General features: G+C 63.2%; 15 protein-coding genes. 5 read left to right on the top strand and 10 right to left on the bottom strand.

Annotation, left to right across the window (positions count from 1 at the left end; all coding sequences use genetic code 11):
• Positions 1–17: 17 nt before the first annotated feature.
• Entirely contained in the window at positions 18–2,183 is a 2,166-nt protein-coding gene (gene glgX, locus ACNEOT_RS12715; RefSeq protein ID WP_415974394.1) for a glycogen debranching protein GlgX, read from the top strand.
• A gap of 706 nt (positions 2,184–2,889) precedes the next feature.
• Here glgX and ACNEOT_RS12710 read toward each other — a convergent pair.
• From ACNEOT_RS12710 to ctaD, 3 genes are all read right to left on the bottom strand, one after another.
• Entirely contained in the window at positions 2,890–3,681 is a 792-nt protein-coding gene (locus tag ACNEOT_RS12710; protein ID WP_415974393.1) for a peptidyl-tRNA hydrolase, read from the bottom strand.
• A gap of 11 nt (positions 3,682–3,692) precedes the next feature.
• Entirely contained in the window at positions 3,693–4,919 is a 1,227-nt protein-coding gene (gene serB, locus ACNEOT_RS12705; RefSeq protein ID WP_415974392.1) for a phosphoserine phosphatase SerB, read from the bottom strand.
• Between the two features lie 144 nt (positions 4,920–5,063).
• Positions 5,064–6,854: a cytochrome c oxidase subunit I gene (gene ctaD, locus ACNEOT_RS12700; RefSeq protein WP_415974391.1), complete on the bottom strand. Its 1,791-nt coding sequence runs from the start codon at positions 6,852–6,854 to the stop codon at positions 5,064–5,066.
• Positions 6,855–7,218: 364 nt separating this feature from the next.
• Between ctaD and ACNEOT_RS12695 the strand changes: the two genes are divergently transcribed.
• The 4 genes from ACNEOT_RS12695 (at position 7,219) to ACNEOT_RS12680 (ending at position 9,949) form a co-directional block, all read left to right on the top strand.
• Entirely contained in the window at positions 7,219–8,241 is a 1,023-nt protein-coding gene (locus ACNEOT_RS12695; protein ID WP_415974390.1) for an ABC transporter substrate-binding protein, read from the top strand.
• Between the two features lie 17 nt (positions 8,242–8,258).
• Positions 8,259–8,732 carry an NUDIX hydrolase gene (locus tag ACNEOT_RS12690; protein ID WP_415974389.1) on the top strand — a complete coding sequence of 158 codons (474 nt, stop codon included), beginning with the start codon at positions 8,259–8,261 and terminating at the stop codon, positions 8,730–8,732.
• Between the two features lie 98 nt (positions 8,733–8,830).
• Positions 8,831–9,748, top strand: a complete 918-nt coding sequence (locus ACNEOT_RS12685) for an SPFH domain-containing protein (protein ID WP_415974388.1) — start codon at positions 8,831–8,833, stop codon at positions 9,746–9,748.
• A 3-nt stretch (positions 9,749–9,751) separates the two neighbouring features.
• Positions 9,752–9,949, top strand: a complete 198-nt coding sequence (locus tag ACNEOT_RS12680) for a hypothetical protein (protein WP_415974387.1) — start codon at positions 9,752–9,754, stop codon at positions 9,947–9,949.
• 23 nt (positions 9,950–9,972) lie between these two features.
• Here ACNEOT_RS12680 and nrdF read toward each other — a convergent pair whose 3' ends face one another.
• The 7 genes from nrdF to ACNEOT_RS12645 all read right to left on the bottom strand — a co-directional run bounded on the left by nrdF (position 9,973) and on the right by ACNEOT_RS12645 (position 16,234).
• Positions 9,973–10,938, bottom strand: a complete 966-nt coding sequence (gene nrdF / locus ACNEOT_RS12675; protein ID WP_008717549.1) for a class 1b ribonucleoside-diphosphate reductase subunit beta — start codon at positions 10,936–10,938, stop codon at positions 9,973–9,975.
• Between the two features lie 48 nt (positions 10,939–10,986).
• Complete coding sequence (locus ACNEOT_RS12670; RefSeq protein WP_415974386.1) at positions 10,987–12,081, bottom strand: hypothetical protein; 1,095 nt, start codon at positions 12,079–12,081, stop codon at positions 10,987–10,989.
• Positions 12,082–12,172: 91 nt separating this feature from the next.
• Positions 12,173–14,338, bottom strand: coding sequence for a class 1b ribonucleoside-diphosphate reductase subunit alpha (nrdE, locus tag ACNEOT_RS12665; protein WP_415974385.1), 2,166 nt, complete (start codon positions 14,336–14,338; stop codon positions 12,173–12,175).
• A 36-nt stretch (positions 14,339–14,374) separates the two neighbouring features.
• Positions 14,375–14,836: a class Ib ribonucleoside-diphosphate reductase assembly flavoprotein NrdI gene (nrdI, locus tag ACNEOT_RS12660; RefSeq protein ID WP_415974384.1), complete on the bottom strand. Its 462-nt coding sequence runs from the start codon at positions 14,834–14,836 to the stop codon at positions 14,375–14,377.
• Positions 14,837–14,860: 24 nt separating this feature from the next.
• Complete coding sequence (locus ACNEOT_RS12655; protein ID WP_032398330.1) at positions 14,861–15,094, bottom strand: redoxin NrdH; 234 nt, start codon at positions 15,092–15,094, stop codon at positions 14,861–14,863.
• A gap of 408 nt (positions 15,095–15,502) precedes the next feature.
• A complete protein-coding gene (ykgO, locus tag ACNEOT_RS12650) occupies positions 15,503–15,625 on the bottom strand; it encodes a type B 50S ribosomal protein L36 (protein ID WP_019668008.1) in 123 nt (40 codons plus the stop codon).
• Positions 15,626–15,667: 42 nt separating this feature from the next.
• Positions 15,668–16,234, bottom strand: a complete 567-nt coding sequence (locus ACNEOT_RS12645) for an NAD(P)H-dependent oxidoreductase (protein WP_415974383.1) — start codon at positions 16,232–16,234, stop codon at positions 15,668–15,670.
• Positions 16,235–16,313 lie beyond the last annotated feature (79 nt).

The raw sequence follows: 16,313 nt of genomic DNA, 5'->3' as shown, positions 1-16,313 counted from the left end.
CGGCAGGATGTGCACGCGTGTCGCCCAATGAGTATTCGTCTCGCAGCCCGCACCGGACCGCGACCGGGGAGCCCGAGTCGAACCCACCCGGATCACCGTTCCCGCTAGGTGCCACAGCGCTGTCGACTGGCACTCAATTTGCAGTCCACGCGCCCGAGGCCGATGGCGTCGAAGTGTGTCTGGTCGACGCGGACGGCGGAGAACGGCGGGTGGAACTCGGCACCCGCACGTTCGGGGTTCGGCACGCCTTCGTCCCTGGTGTCCGGCCCGGCGACCGTTACGGCTTCCGCGCCCACGGCACCTGGGATCCGCATTCGGGGCGTCGGTTCAACGGCGCCAAGATTCTGCTCGATCCCGCGGCACGCCAGGTGACCGGAGGATTCGGAGACCCGTCCGCACTGCTGGCGTACGAGGACGATCCGTTCGGTGCGCCCAGTTCGAGCGATTCGCTCGGACATCTCCCGCTCGGTGTCGTCCGCGCACCCGTCGACCGCGACGGCCGACCTGCGCGACCCGAAGTGCCCTGGGACCGAACCGTCCTCTACGAGCTGCATGTGGGATCTTTCACCGCTCGTAATTCCTCTGTGCCCCAACATCTTCGCGGAACATACCTCGGGCTCGCCGAGCCTGCAGTACTCGAACATCTGGCGCGGATCGGCATCACATCGGTCGAATTGCTGCCCGTACACACCACATTCACCGAACCCGGTGTCCGCGCCAGAGGTATGCGGAATCACTGGGGGTACTCGACGGGTGCGTATTTCGCACCGGATCCGCGCTTCGCCGCCGTTCCCGGCAACGAGGTCGACGAATTCCGCACCATGGTCGACGCGTTGCACGCTGCCGGGATCGAGGTGATTCTCGACGTCGTCTACAACCACACGTGCGAATCCGCGGTCGACGGGCCGTCGATCAGCTGGCGCGGACTCGATGCTCCCGGCTACTACCTGCTGGACGGACGCGGCTCGGACGTCGATCTGACCGGCTGCGGCAACACTCTCGATTCCGCGTCGCCCGCGGTCGTGCGGATGGTGTGCGACAGCCTTCGCTACTGGGTCGAGGAGATGGGTGTGGACGGCTTCCGGTTCGATCTGGCCAGCACCCTCGGCAGGCCCGGGGGTTGGCGATTCGATTCGAGGGCACCGCTGCTGACCGCCATCGCAACCGATCCGGTTCTGGCACAGGTGAAGTTGATCGCGGAGCCGTGGGACGCCACCGGTGCCGGCTATCAGGTCGGCAACTTCGGAGTGTCGTGGTCGGAATGGAACGATCGCTACCGCGACACGGTCCGCAGCTTCTGGGCGGGCCAGCACGGCGTCCGCGAACTGGCCTCGCGTCTGGCCGGTTCGGAAGATCTGTTCGCGCGCAACGGGCGACTTCCCTGGGCATCGATCAACTTCGTCACCGCCCACGACGGCTTCACCGCCCGCGATCTGGTGTCCTACGAACGAAAGCACAACGCCGCCAACGGCGAAGAGAACAGGGACGGAACGGACAACAACTCTTCGGTCAACCACGGCGTCGAGGGGCAGACGGACGAGCCTTCGATTCTCGACGCCCGAGGACGCCACGTGCGCGCACTGCTGGCTACCCTGACGCTCTCCACCGGAACACCGATGCTGCTGGCCGGTGACGAATTGGGACACAGTCAGGGTGGCAACAACAACGCGTACTGCGTCCCGGAGGATGCACCGGCCGCGGACGCCTGGGCCATCGACTGGGACAGCGCGGATCAGAACATGATTCGCTTCGTGGGCCGATTGCTCCGCGTCCGCGCGAGTGCGCCGACACTACGTCAGCAGGAGTTCTTCACCGGCCGAGCGACCCCGACCGGGCGCCCCGATCTGGTGTGGTTCGACTGCGCCGGAATCGAATTCGACACCGACCGATGGAACGACGATTCGGTGCGCACCATCCAGGCCTGGGTCGACGGGTCCGATGTCCGCTCCTACGCGTCCGACGGCGGGCAGGTCGACGACGCCAGTTCGCTCCTCGTCCTCCACTCCGGCGGCCCTGCCGAGATCACGTTGGCGTGCCCGAGTTGGTCGTCGTCACTGTTCGTACCGGTGCTCGATTCCTCGTGCGCGGACGGAGTGCCCTCGAATACCGCAGCGCTCGAACCCGGTTCGACGATATCGGTGACCGGATCCACGGTGTTGGTACTGCGCAGCGCAGGCAGATAATTCATGAACAACTGCACGAGCGGACCGACTCCGAGCGCATAGAGAACCGTCCCGACGCCGAGAGTCCCACCGAGCAACCAACCGGTGAGCACCACCGTCAACTCGATTCCGGTGCGAGTCAGACGAATCGACCATCCGGTCCTGGCTACCAGACCGGTCATCAATCCGTCTCGCGGCCCCGGACCCATCCCTGCGCCGATGTACAGCGCGGTGGCGAACGCGTTCACGACGATTCCCGCCACCATGGCCAGGGTTCGCACCAAGAACCCGTCGAGATGCGGCAACATCGCCGATGTCACGTCCACAGCCACTGCGATCACCACCACGTTGCTCACTGTGCCGAGCCCCGGCCGTTGACGTAACGGGATCCACATCAGCAGTACGGCAACACCGGTGATCGCGGTGATGGTTCCGAAGCTGAGCGAGAGGTGACGTGCCAGGCCTTGGTGGAAGACGTCCCAGGGATTGACGCCGAGCCCACCGGCGATCATCGACGCCATCGACGCCCCGTACAGCCACAGCCCCACGTACAGGGCGGCCAACCGAGTAGGGAGCCGACGACCGGCGACAACACGAAATGGTGAGGTGAACATACTTCCAGTCTCGGGCCTACTGGATATCTCCGGCATAGCCACTTGTACGACAGTGGACCCGAAGACTCCGGTGTGCGTCAGTGCAGGCCGACGAGCACGACGTCGATCGGTGATCAGGGGACGGCGATCACCGTGGTCGAACCGGGTGCCACTTCTGTGAAGCCCGCATCCCGCACCGCCACCGCGCGACCGGAACGAAGCTCACCGAGTGCTCGCGCCCATTGTTCCGGGTCGGCAGATCGGACCGAACATGCGAAATCCGACGCCGCCCACTCTCGGCATTGCTCGGCACTCATCGCGCCCGCCAGGAGCATCGACGCGTGCCCCACCTGGGCTGCTGCCTTACCCACCGTCATCGACAGTGAGGCGTCCACCCACAGCACGGGGCCGGGCGACGGTGGGAGTTCGTCTTCGTCCGCCACATCGGTGCCGCCGATCTGCAGACGCTTGATTCGCGGATCCAGATCCCCCACGCGACCGGGCACGAAAGCGCGTGCCGACGCTCCCCCGACGTCGATCGTGACACCCGGAACATCCTGCGCCGCTACCCATTGCGCTCCACGCGCACGTCGGGCAACTTTCCGGATGCGTGCCGACGTCCACTCGGTGAAGGCCTCGTGCCACGACGCGTCGACGCCCACACGAGGATCGAGACACAGCGCGACGGTCGCCCTGGCAGCGGCCTCGAGCAACTCGCTTCTGAGCGGAGGGGCGACCTTGGGGATGTGCAGCACCAACGGCATCGCCAGGACCTGCGCCGGATCTGCCGGATCGTCGGCTCCGCCGTATCCACGAGCGAGCTCGGCATGGCGCGAGGAGAACGTGTTGTCCGAGGAAAACTCCTCGACCGGCGGCTCGGTCTCCACGCCATCCGGGGCATCGCCGATCGTGGGATCGCCGGTCATGGGATCGCCGGTCATGGGATCGGGACGCGGCGGACTCCCCCGTCGACTGCGTCCGCAGCTTCGATCTCGTTGCGGGTGACGCCGAGGATGAACAGAACTGCATCCAGGTACGGATGTGAGATGGCGGTGTCGGCAATCTCACGCAACGCAGGCTTGGCATTGAACGCGACCCCGAGGCCGGCGGCGGTCAGCATGTCGATGTCGTTGGCCCCGTCGCCGACGGCGACGGTCTGTTCCATCGGCACCCCGGACTGTGCTGCGAACTCACGCAGTGCGGTCGCTTTCGCAGCGCGGTCGACCACATCACCGATCACCCGACCGGTGAGCTTGCCGTCGACGATCTCGAGTGTGTTCGCCTTGACGTAATCGAGTTCGAGTTCGTGAGCGAGTCCCTCGATGACCTGTCGGAACCCTCCGGAGACGACACCACAGGCGAATCCGAGACGTCGAAGAGTGCGGATGGTGGTTCGTGCACCCGCCGTCAGCTCCAAGCTCTCGCCGACTTCGTCGATGACGGACTCGTCGAGTCCCGCCAGCACGGCGACGCGCTGTTCGAGCGACTCGGCGAAGTCGATCTCGCCGCGCATGGCAGCTTCGGTCACTGCCCGCACTTCTTCTTCGCGACCGGCACGGGCAGCCAACATCTCGATCACCTCACCCTGTACGAGGGTGGAGTCGACATCGAACACGATGAGTCGCTTGGAACGACGCGCAATTCCACCGCGCTGCACAGCGACGTCGACACCGATTCCGGCTGCGATCGCCGCGAGACCTGTGCGCAGTTGCAGGTCTGCTTCCGGCGAGGTGTCGGTTGCGGTCACCTGCAGTTCGAGACCGGTCACGGGGTAGTCGGCAATTCCGCGGATGGCATCGATGTTCGCGCCCTGACGGGCGAGTTCACGCGAGATCGTGCTGAACGCACGAGCAGTCACGGGCCGACCGAGCACCACGACCACATGGGTGGCCAGGCTCTGTCCACCGCTGCGGGCGGTGTCGATCTCGACGTCGACGTGTACGCCGACCGTCGCCATGGCGTCTTCCAGCTCTTCTTGGAGCGCTTCGGGGTCACGGGGACAGGACAGGAGAACACCCAAAGTCAGTCGACCGCGGATCACCACCTGCTCGACGTCGAGCAGGCTGACATTGTGCCGAGAGAGCGCTGCGAACAGCACCGACGTGACGCCCGGCTTATCGGGTCCCGTCACCGTCACCAGCACTGCGGTGTCAATCGAACTCACCGGAACTCCCTTTCACGCGCGGCCGATGGCCGGATGGATCCTCGTGTCACCTCACGCGTACGGGCGAGGCCCGGTCACGCCGATGATTGTCGCAAGCGAAGAGCCCCACCCGGTAGCCGGGAGGGGCTCTCGCTGATTCTTGGACTACCTGGGGTCGGGGTCGCCCGACCCTTCGTGATCGCTGGTGGCGATCGGAGCCCGGCGGGCCTGTTCGAGGACAGCAGTGGTCTTACCACCGTGTGCTCCCGGCCCGACGTGCGCCTCCGCGCGCATCCGTTCGACCATGTGCGGGTAGTGCAACTCGAACGCCGGACGCTCGGACCGGATCCGAGGCAGCTCGGTGAAGTTGTGTCGCGGCGGCGGGCAGGAGGTCGCCCACTCCAGCGAGTTGCCGTAGCCCCACGGGTCGTCGACCGTGACGACCTCTCCGTAGCGATACGACTTGAATACGTTCCACACGAACGGCAGGGTCGACGCACCCAACACGAACGCACCGATCGTCGAGATGATGTTCAACTCGGTGAACCCGTCCGAGGGCAGGTAGTCGGCGTACCGACGCGGCATTCCCTCGTTTCCGAGCCAGTGCTGCACCAGGAAGGTTGCGTGGAATCCGATGAAGGTCAGCCAGAAGTGCCACTTGCCGAGTGCTTCGTCCATCATCCGTCCCGTCATCTTCGGGAACCAGAAGTAGATACCGGCGTACGTCGCGAACACCACGGTGCCGAACACGACGTAGTGGAAGTGAGCCACGACGAAGTAGCTGTCGGTGACCTGGAAGTCGATCGGAGGCGACGCCAGCAGGACGCCGGTCAATCCACCGAAGACGAACGTGATCAAGAAGCCGATGGAGAACAACATCGGCGTCTCCAACGTCACCTGACCTCGCCACATCGTGCCGACCCAGTTGAAGATCTTCACACCTGTCGGGACAGCGATCAGGAACGTCATGAACGAGAAGAACGGCAGCAGGACTGCACCGGTGGCGTACATGTGGTGCGCCCACACCGCGATCGAGAGTGCCGCGATCGCGATCGTGGCGTAGATCAGGCCCGAGTAGCCGAAGATCGGCTTACGCGAGAAGACCGGGAACACCTCGGAGACGATCCCGAAGAACGGCAGCGCGATGATGTAGACCTCGGGGTGCCCGAAGAACCAGAACAGGTGCTGCCACAGCAGCACTCCGCCGGTCGCCGGATCGAACAGGTGGGCACCCAGGTGACGGTCGGCCGCCAGACCGAGCAGCGCCGCCGTCAGAAGCGGGAAGGCAAGCAGGATTAGAATCGACGTCACCAGGATGTTCCAGGTGAAGATCGGCATCCGGAACATCGTCATTCCGGGGGCGCGCAGGCAGATCACGGTGGTGATCATGTTGACGCCACCGAGGATGGTGCCCAGACCGGCGACGGCGAGGCCCATGATCCACAGGTCAGCGCCAACACCGGGCGAGTGCAGCGCCGAGGTGAGCGGGGTGTACGCGGTCCAACCGAAGTCGGCCGCACCACCGGGCGTGATGAATCCGGCCGTCGTGATCAGCGCACCGAACAGGTACAGCCAGTACGAGAACGCATTCAACCGCGGGAACGCGACGTCGGGGGCACCGATCTGCAGCGGAAGGATGTAGTTCGCGAATCCGAAGACGATCGGAGTCGCGTACAGCAGCAGCATGATGGTGCCGTGCATGGTGAACAGCTGGTTGTACTGCTCGTTGGACAGGAACTGCAGTCCCGGTACAGCCAGCTCGGCGCGCATCAACAGCGCCATGAGCCCACCGACCAGGAAGAACGCGAACGACGTCGCGATGTACATGATTCCCAACACCTTGGGATCGGTCGTCGTCACCGCTTTGTGCAGGAACGACCCCTTCGGTCCCATTCTCGGCGGGAACGGCCGAGCAGCATCCACCACGGAAGCGGGCCTAGGCGCTAGGGCAGTCACAGATCCTCCTGATTGCGCGCCGACCCCGAACCACAGGGCGACGTCATCTAGTCGTGCGCTCCTCGAATGGTAGACCGTCGTACCGACACTCGCCGAACCGGTCCTACCGTGTGTCGTATTGGGCAGAATCGACCGCGCTCGGATCCATCGATCCGCCTGCGCAGGCAGCCTTTCCGAAGCAGCGGGCAACCCCTGGAGCGTCGCCGATTTCGCAGGCTCGACCGCCTGCGTTCGAGTGTTCCGGGGCGGCTGCCTTCCGATACTGTGTGAGACCACCCGACCCGTCGAAGGAAGTCCCGCGTTGCCACTCCACCCGCGAGTCCCCCGTTCGTGTGCATCGCGCAGGATCGGCGCTGTCGCCGCCGTGTGCCTGTCCGCAACCGTCGCGCTGACCGGCTGTTCGGACTCCGAGGCGCAGGACGATGCGTCCACGATCATCCGCACCACCACGAACATCGCCGGCGCCGGAGTGGTCGGAAACAACCGGGACACGGTGGGACTGTGCCCCGCACTCGCCCCGCTCGACCCGACCGGAGTCGAAGGCAACACCCGCCCCGTCGGGCATGCCGAGGGGATCAGTGTCATTCCGGCCGATCCTCGGCGCATCGTCGTGCTCGACGCTGCCGGTCTCGACGCGAGCTGCGCGGTCGGTATCTGGGAACGCGTCGTCGGGGCAGCCACGATCGATCCCGACTTTCGCGGCGACGGAGATCAACCGCTCTACCTCGGCACCGGATTGGCCTCCGTCCCGTCGGTCGGCCCGGTGGGCGCACCCGACATCGATGCCATCGCTGCCCTCGATCCCGATCTGATCCTGGGTGGCGATTCCCTCGGATCGAGCATGTACGACTCGCTCGAGGCCATTGCGCCGACCGTCTTCACCGCAACCGGACGGGGATGGAAGGACACCTTCTTGCAGTCCGCCGCAGCATTGGGTCGCGGCCAGGCGGGATTCGAGGCGTTGGCGTCGTTCTCGGCAGATGCCGAACGGGTCGGTCGTCAGATCGACGCCGCCCAGACCCAGGCGTCGCTCGTTCGATTCGATGCGGACTCCATCGAGGTGGACGGACCGGACTCGTTCGCGGGTCAGGTCCTCGGCGAAGTCGGCGTCGCCAGGCCGCAGAGTCAGCGTGACGCCGCATTCTCGGTCCAGTCGGACAATCTCGCTCCGGTCGAGGGAGACATCGTCTACGTGCGATTCGCGGGCCCCGAAGGCGAGGCGTTCGGCCGCGAGGTGATGGACAGCGACGCATGGCACACTCTCGGCTCGGTCACGGACGGGCGAGTGTTCGCGGTGAACGACACGGTGTGGTCCGGCAGCGGAGTCATCGCGGCGCGGGCCATCCTGGCCGATCTGTCCGCGTCCCTCAACGGCTACGTATCTTGATCGCGGTGGTCTGACCGATGCCGATCCCCGAGTTCGTTCGCGCCCTGCGCAGCGTCGTCGGAACGTCGCCGCTGTGGCTGTCCGGTGTCAGCGCCGTGATCCTCGACGACGATCGGCGCGTACTGCTGACCTTGCGAGCAGACAACAACACCTGGGCCGTCGTCTCCGGAATCCTCGAACCAGGCGAGGAACCCGCCCCGGCCGCACTGCGGGAAATCGGTGAGGAGACCGGAGTGGACGCCTCGATCGTGCGTCTGACGAGCGTCGACGTGACCGAGCCGATCACGTACCCGAACGGCGATGTCGCGCAGTATCTGGACATCACGTTCCTCGCTCGGTACGTCGGCGGAACCCCTCATGTCGCCGATGACGAGAATCTTGACGTCGCGTGGTTCCCGCTCGACGCGCTCCCGGAAAACCTCACTGCGACTTCACGATTGCGCATCGAGAAGGCCATCGCCGACGAACCGTCGGCGTGGTTTCGACGCTGACTTTCTCGCCCGGTACGAACGAACCGTTGCCTCGAACCGACCCCGATGGACCAAAAATGTGATATCACTTTAGTATCACCATCGAGAGGGAGGTTCTCATGTCCGCACCCACAACCGTCGCCGAGAAGCCGACGGGCACGCCCACCACGAACATTGCCGAGCGCCCGGGATGGGATCTACCCGGTTGGTCGATGCTCGGCGTCGGTCTCGTGTTGTTTCTCGGCGGAATCGCCGCGTTCGTGGTCGGCATCGTGTTCACCGTCGTCGGACTCATCGTCGCCGGGGTCGCCCTGTTCGTGCTCTCGCTACCGGCGCTCATGGGTCTGACACTGGTGCAACCGAATCAGGCTCGCGTTCTGCAGCTGCTCGGGAGCTCGTACAGCGGCACCCTGCGCACACCGGGGCTCCGCTGGACCAATCCGTTGACGTACCGCAGAGCGATCTCGACGCGAATTCGCAATCACGAAACCGGACAATCGAAGGTCAACGACGCCGACGGAAACCCGATCGAGATCTCTGCCATCGTCGTCTGGCAGGTTGCCGATACCGCATTGGCGTCGTTCCAGGTGGACGACTACGAGGAGTTCGTGGCGGTGCAGACCGAGTCCGCAGTTCGCCACATCGCCGGCAGCTACCCGTACGACGCCGAAGGGCGAATGTCGTTGCGGGAGAATGCCGACGAGATCACCGCGGCCATGTCGGAGGAAGTTCACGCGCGGGTGCGGTCGGCCGGTGTCGAGGTGATCGAAACTCGAATCAACCGTCTGGCCTACGCGCCGGAGATCGCACAGGCCATGCTGCGGCGTCAACAGGCCGGGGCCGTCATCGCCGCCCGTCAGCAGATCGTCGAAGGTGCCGTCGGAATGGTGGAGATGGCTCTGGCAAAACTGGAGGAGAAGCACGTCGTGGAACTCGACGAGGAGCGCAAGGCCGCCATGGTGTCGAACCTTCTCGTGGTGCTGTGCAGCGACCGCGACACGCAACCCGTCGTCAACACCGGATCGCTGTACCAGTGAGTCATGGCCGTCGAACGTAAGAAGGTACTGCTTCGTCTGGACCCAGCGGTGCACGACGCCCTTGCCCGCTGGGCCTCCGACGAGTTGCGCAGCACCAATGCTCAGATCGAGTTTCTGTTGCGCCGAGCGCTGAGCGACAAGGGTCGAATGCCGAAGGACGCGCAGGACATTCGAGCACCGGGCCGCCCACCGAAAGAGTGAGCGGCCCGGCGCTGCGGACAGATCTAGAAGTCCCAGTCCTCGTCTTCGGTGTTGACGGCCTTGCCGATGACGTAGGAGGAGCCCGAACCGGAGAAGAAGTCGTGATTCTCGTCCGCGTTGGGTGAGAGCGCCGACAGAATTGCCGGGTTGACGTCCGTCTCGTCCTTGGGGAACAGCCCCTCGTAACCGAGGTTGTTCAGTGCCTTGTTGGCGTTGTAGCGCAGGAACTTCTTGACGTCCTCGGTGAGGCCGATCTCGTCGTAGAGGTCCTGGGTGTACTCCACCTCGTTGTCGTACAACTCGAACAGCAACTCGAACGTGTAGTTCTTGAGCTCCTCGCGCTGCGCCTCGCTGACCTTCTCGAGACCCTTCTGGTACTTGTATCCGATGTAGTACCCGTGCACGGCCTCGTCGCGGATGATCAGTCGGATCAGGTCTGCGGTGTTGGTGAGCTTGGCCCGCGAGGACCAGTACATCGGCAGGTAGAAGCCCGAGTAGAACAGGAACGACTCGAGCAGCGTCGACGCGACCTTGCGCTTGAGCGGATCGTCACCGTGGTAGAAGTTCAGGACGATCTCGGCTTTGCGCTGGAGGTTGACGTTCTCCTCGGACCAGCGGAATGCATCGTCGATGTCACGGGTGGAGCTGAGGGTGGAGAAGATGGAACTGTAGCTCTTGGCGTGCACCGACTCCATGAACGCGATGTTGGTGTACACCGCCTCTTCGTGCGGGGTGATGGCGTCCGGGATGAGGCTGACTGCGCCCACCGTTCCCTGAATGGTGTCGAGCAGCGTCAACCCGGTGAACACGCGCATCGTCAGCTGCTTCTCGACGGCGGTCAGGGTTGCCCACGACGGAATGTCGTTGGACACCGGCACCTTCTCGGGCAGCCAGAAGTTGCTGGTGAGCCGCTCCCACACTTCGGAGTCCTTGTCGTCCTGGACCCGATTCCAGTTGATTGCGGAGACGCGATCGATGAGCTTCACCATGTGTCCTATCTACCGAAGAAATCTGCCGAATGTTGGCTTGCTTGAACACTACCTGTTGTGTCGGACATCAATAGCTAACACAAGATCTGTGTCGTGCGCGTTTTGCGTAGCTGCAGATACGCAAAACGCGCACGACGTGGGTTCGCCATCCCAGCCCTCACGCCGCAGCACCTGTATTACGTCTCGCGCAACTCCGCACGGATCGCTGCTGACTTCCTCGTACCCGAAAACGAGGCGTGCTCGGCCGGCGAGCTCGGCCGCGTTGTCCCGTCGCCGATCCCGAAAGGCGACCTCGCGCATCGAATGGAAGCGGCGGCCGTCCAGACGCACCGTCAACGTGCGAGATCCGATGCGATACACCACGTCCTCGTACAAGGTGCGGCCATCGACTCTGATCGCGTTCTGCCGCTCCGCAACCGGAAGGTCATGAGCGGCTTCGACATTCGCTGCATATTCGAGCTCGAGGACTGACTGAACACCGTTGGCGAGCAAGTCGATGGCTTCTGTCAGCGTCGAGAGATATCGATACGGCCGTCGGACGGCGATCCGCTCCCGAACGTCGGTCAGTCGAATTCGTCGCTGGGTCACCGAGGACACCAAGCTGTCGAGAGCCTGCTTGGGCGTGGGTTCCGATACCGCGAGATCGAGTGCGGTGTCCACCAATGTCGTCCGTGGCATATCGCCCGGCACACCGATGTACCTGTGCGCACGAGATCGGTGCACGACCACTCCGGGATGCAGTGACGATCCAACGCCTGCCACCAGCCGTGTTCCCTGCGTGGGGGCCGATCGCACGGTCGGCCGTTGATTGCACGCAGACTTTCCGTACGGCACGGTGACGTGGACCGCCGCGGCTGGATCCGGCGTGCGGAAACCCCACTCCTCGGCCGCGGATCGGTGGCTCAGCATTGCATGTCCACCTCCGTACAGAAGTGCTGCCATCAGCATCCGCTCCCGCGTCAACGGCCCGGTGAAGATGGAGTAGACGCCTCTGAGAACGGCGATCCACGCTCCGCTGTCCAACAACGCGCGAACTCGATTTCGGCTGTACCCCAACTTCGTGACCTGCGACTGCGTGAACAGCCCCCACTGCGTATCGATCAGAACCTGTAGTTCTCGACCGTCCCCCCGACCATGTTCCATGGCCGGTGATCATGCCCACGGGGTACGACATATCCCCTCGTGCGCGTTTTGCGTAGCTCCAGCTACGCAAAACGCGCACGAGGGCGAAGCCCTAGAGCATGCAGGAGACGCAGTTCTCCACCTCAGTGCCTTCGAGTGCCAACTGACGCAGTCGGATGTAGTACAGCGTCTTGATGCCCTTGCGCCATGCGTAGATCTGCGCGCGGTTGATGTCACGGGTGGTGGCGGTGTCCTTGAAGAACAGCGTCAACGACAGACCCTGATCGACGTGTTGCGTTGCGGCAGCGTAGGTGTCGATGATCTTCTCGTAGCCGATCTCGTAAGCATCCTGATAGAAGTCCAGATTGTCGTTGTCGAGATACGGTGCCGGGTAGTAGACGCGACCGATCTTGCCTTCCTTGCGAATCTCGATCTTCGACGCCACCGGGTGAATCGACGAGGTGGAGTTGTTGATGTACGAGATGGAACCGGTCGGCGGAACGGCCTGCAAGTTCTGGTTGTAGATCCCGTATTCCTGCACGGACGCCTTCAGCGTCGTCCAATCCGACTGTGTGGGAATGGATACGCCGGAATCGGCGAAGAGCTTGGCAACCTTGGGTGTGGCCGGCTCCCAGACCTGATCGACGTACTTGTCGAAGAACTCGCCGGACGCGTACTTGGAGTCGGGGAAGCCCTTGAAGTACTGGCCACGGGCCTTCGCCAGCTGATTCGACGCCTGGAGTGCGTGGAACAGCACGGTGTAGAAGTAGATGTTCGTGAAGTCGATTCCCTCGGTCGAACCGTAGTGGATCCGCTCGCGCGCGAGGTAGCCGTGCAGATTCATCTGCCCGAGGCCGATGGCGTGAGAATCGTTGTTGCCCTGCTCGATCGACGGCACCGAGAAGATGTGGGTCTGATCCGACACCGCGGTCAGGCCGCGAATCGCCACGGCGATGGTCTTACCGAAATCGGGCGAGTCCATCGTCTTGGCGATGTTCAGCGAGCCCAGATTGCACGAGATGTCCTTGCCGACATGACTGTACGAGAGGTCGTCGTTGAACGTCGACGGTGTCGAGACCTGCAGGATCTCCGAGCACAGGTTCGAGTGAGTGATCTTGCCCTTCACCGGGTTCGCGCGATTGACGGTGTCCTCGTACATGATGTACGGGTAGCCGGACTCGAACTGCAGCTCGGCGAGCGTCTGGAAGAACTCACGTGACTTGATCTTCGTCTTGCGAATTCGCTTGTCGTCGACCATCTCGTAGTATTTCTCGGAGACGTTGATATCTGCGAACGGCACGCCGTAGATGCGCTCGACGTCGTACGGCGAGAACAGGTACATGTCCTCGTTCTTCTTCGCCAGCTCGAACGTGATGTCCGGGATGACGATTCCGAGCGAGAGCGTCTTGATTCTGATCTTCTCGTCGGCGTTCTCACGCTTGGTGTCGAGGAATTTGTAGACGTCGGGGTGGTGGGCGTGCAGGTACACCGCGCCCGCGCCCTGGCGCGCGCCGAGCTGGTTGGCGTAGGAGAAGGAGTCCTCGAGCAGCTTCATGATCGGGATGACACCCGAGGACTGGTTCTCGATGCGCTTGATGGGTGCGCCGGCCTCGCGAATGTTGCTCAGCAGCAGTGCAACTCCGCCACCGCGCTTGGACAGCTGCAGGGCGGAGTTGATCGAGCGGCCGATGGACTCCATGTTGTCTTCGATGCGCAGCAGAAAGCACGACACCGGTTCGCCGCGCTGCTTCTTGCCGGAATTGAGGAAGGTGGGCGTCGCGGGCTGGAATCGGCCGGCGATGATCTCGTCGACGAGATCTGTGGCCAGGGCCTCGTCTCCGGCAGCGAGCGTCAGCGCCACCATGCACACACGGTCCTCGAAGCGCTCGAGGTAACGCTTTCCGTCGAAGGTCTTGAGCGTGTACGAGGTGTAGTACTTGAACGCACCGAGGAAGGTGGGGAATCTGAACTTCTTCGAGTACGCGTGGTTGATCAGGAACTTGACGAACTCGCGGGAGTACTGGTCGAGGACCTCGGGCTCGTAGTAATTCTCCTCGACGAGGTAATCCAGCTTCTCGTCCAGATCGTGGAAGAACACGGTGTTCTGGTTGACGTGCTGCAGGAAGTACTGATTTGCGGCCTCGCGATCCTTCTCGAACTGGATCTCACCGTTGGGGCCGTACAGGTTGAGCATCGCGTTGAGCGCGTGGTAATCCATGTCGCCGTCGCCGCGGACGGTGGTGGGGACGGGTGCTGCGTCGGTGATGGTCGGTGCCACGGCGATGCTCCTACTGGGTATGTGGTGGGTGGTGCACTAGTGCGTGTGGGCAGCGCGTCGGACTTCACGTTCCCAGAAGTCCTCCAGCCCCTCGCGGACCCGCACTACGTCCTCGGGGGTGCCCATCAATTCGAACCGATACAGGTACGGGACTGCGCACTTCTGCGAGATGACGTCTCCCGCAAAGCAGAACGAGTCACCGAAATTCGTGTTTCCGGCAGCGATGACCGCCCTGATCAACGACCGATTGTGCTTGTCGTTGAGAAACTTGATCACGCGCTTGGGGACGTAGTTGGTGTCGCGCCCGGAGTAGGTGGCCCCTCCCCCGTACGTCGGCACGACGAGAACGTAGGGCGAGTCGACGCGAAAGGTGCCGTCAGGGTCGCGCAGCGGAATACGTGTCGCGGGGATGTCCAGCTTCGAGACGAAACGATGAGTGTTCTCGGACGCGCTGGAGAAGTAGACCAATGAGTGGGAGGACTGCGGTTGCGAACTCACCGCTCACTCACTTTCTCGTTCTGTTCAAGCAGCGTTCGCTGCGAGGGTCTTGATGCGGTCCGGGCGGAAGCCGGACCAGTGATCGTCACCGGCGACGACAACCGGGGCCTGCAGGTAGCCGAGGGCCATGACGTAGTCGCGCGCTTCGGGATCCTGCGAGATGTCGATGACGGAGTACTCGATGCCTGCCTTGTCGAGGGCGCGGTAGGTGGCATTGCACTGAACGCAGGCGGGCTTGGTGTAAACGGTGATGCTCATGGTGTCCTCTTTCCGTTGTCGCCATCGGGTGCACCGACGCGACCGATGTGCTCTGCGTGTGGCACCGAGAACATCTCCCGCTCAGGGCGACTTCGACCTGCTCGAACCCGTTTCCCGGGTTCTTCGAGTTGTGGTCTCTCGGTCGGTCAAACACTACACCTAGTGTCCGACATCTGCCTACAACACGAGATGTTGCGAACAACATGCGTGGTATTTGCTGGTCACGGCTCCGCAGAGGGCTGAAAATCCCGCCACTTCGGCGTGTCGCGCATCACACATCGCAAGTGTGATCGATCACAACGAGAACCGGTCGGCCCGGTGACGCGCACCGGCGGCCATCGACCATCCCCCGACACGACGAAGGGCCCCCGAACTTCTCCGAGGGCCCTTCCTTGAATCACGCGCTCGTCAGCGCTGCCGCGCTTTGAACCGTGGTTCCTTCTTGTTGATGACGAACACCTTCCCGTGCCGCCGTACCACCTGCGCACCGGGCTTGTTCTTGAGCGATTTCAACGAGTTTCTCACCTTCATGCCGTCATCCTACATGAAAACGATTCTCATACCCGATAGAGCTCAGGCGTTCACGAGACCGTCGGACGCCTTGACCAACTCGGCAACGACGTGCCCGATCTCACCGGAGACCTCGGCGTTCTCACGCGGATGGGCCGAACCGAACTTGTCGATGGTTCCGCCGATGGAGAGCTGGACGTCCTCGAGAACCGTTCCGCCGGCAATGCGCACGGCTTTGCTGGTGTCCTCGTGCGCCCACTTGGCTCCGTTGCCGCTGGGCGACGCACTGATCACGACGACCGGCTTGCCCACCATGGCACCAGCGCCGTAGGGCCGCGAGAGCCAGTCGATCGCGTTCTTCAACACGGCCGGGATGGTGCCGTTGTATTCGGGTGTGACGAGCAACAGTGCCGACGCCTTCTCGGCAGCGGCACGCAGAGCGAGCGCGGCGGCGGGCACAGATCCTTCGACGTCGATGTCCTCGTTGTAGAAAGGGACATCTCCGAGACCTTCGTACACGACGATCTCGGCATTGGCGGGTGCAACCGTGACAGCAGTCTCGGCGATCCGCTTGTTCACCGACTCGGCGCGCAAGCTTCCGACGAGAACGAGTACGTGAGCGTCTGACATGAGGTTATTCCTTCGCAAGTTCGGGTGACGAGATCGTCGTGCTATTCCTACCATCCAAACGGACCATGGTCCATTTGTG

It is taken from the genome of Rhodococcus sp. 077-4 (assembly GCF_047782425.1).
Taxonomy (GTDB): Bacteria; Actinomycetota; Actinomycetes; order Mycobacteriales; family Mycobacteriaceae; genus Rhodococcoides.
Note: the sequence above shows the minus strand (reverse complement) of the source record. Positions and strands in the feature narration are given on the sequence as shown.

Bases quoted from the DNA above. Each gene is read 5' to 3' on its own strand.
- ACNEOT_RS12655 (WP_032398330.1), bottom strand. From the start codon at position 15,094: ATGAGCATCACCGTTTACACCAAGCCCGCCTGCGTTCAGTGCAATGCC.
- ACNEOT_RS12685 (WP_415974388.1), top strand. From the start codon at position 8,831: ATGTCCGCACCCACAACCGTCGCCGAGAAGCCGACGGGCACGCCCACC.
- ACNEOT_RS12690 (WP_415974389.1), top strand. From the start codon at position 8,259: ATGCCGATCCCCGAGTTCGTTCGCGCCCTGCGCAGCGTCGTCGGAACG.
- ykgO (WP_019668008.1), bottom strand. From the start codon at position 15,625: ATGAAGGTGAGAAACTCGTTGAAATCGCTCAAGAACAAGCCCGGTGCG.
- nrdF (WP_008717549.1), bottom strand. From the start codon at position 10,938: ATGGTGAAGCTCATCGATCGCGTCTCCGCAATCAACTGGAATCGGGTC.
- ACNEOT_RS12680 (WP_415974387.1), top strand. From the start codon at position 9,752: ATGGCCGTCGAACGTAAGAAGGTACTGCTTCGTCTGGACCCAGCGGTG.
- ACNEOT_RS12645 (WP_415974383.1), bottom strand. From the start codon at position 16,234: ATGTCAGACGCTCACGTACTCGTTCTCGTCGGAAGCTTGCGCGCCGAG.
- ACNEOT_RS12710 (WP_415974393.1), bottom strand. From the start codon at position 3,681: ATGACCGGCGATCCCACGATCGGCGATGCCCCGGATGGCGTGGAGACC.
- ACNEOT_RS12670 (WP_415974386.1), bottom strand. From the start codon at position 12,081: ATGGAACATGGTCGGGGGGACGGTCGAGAACTACAGGTTCTGATCGAT.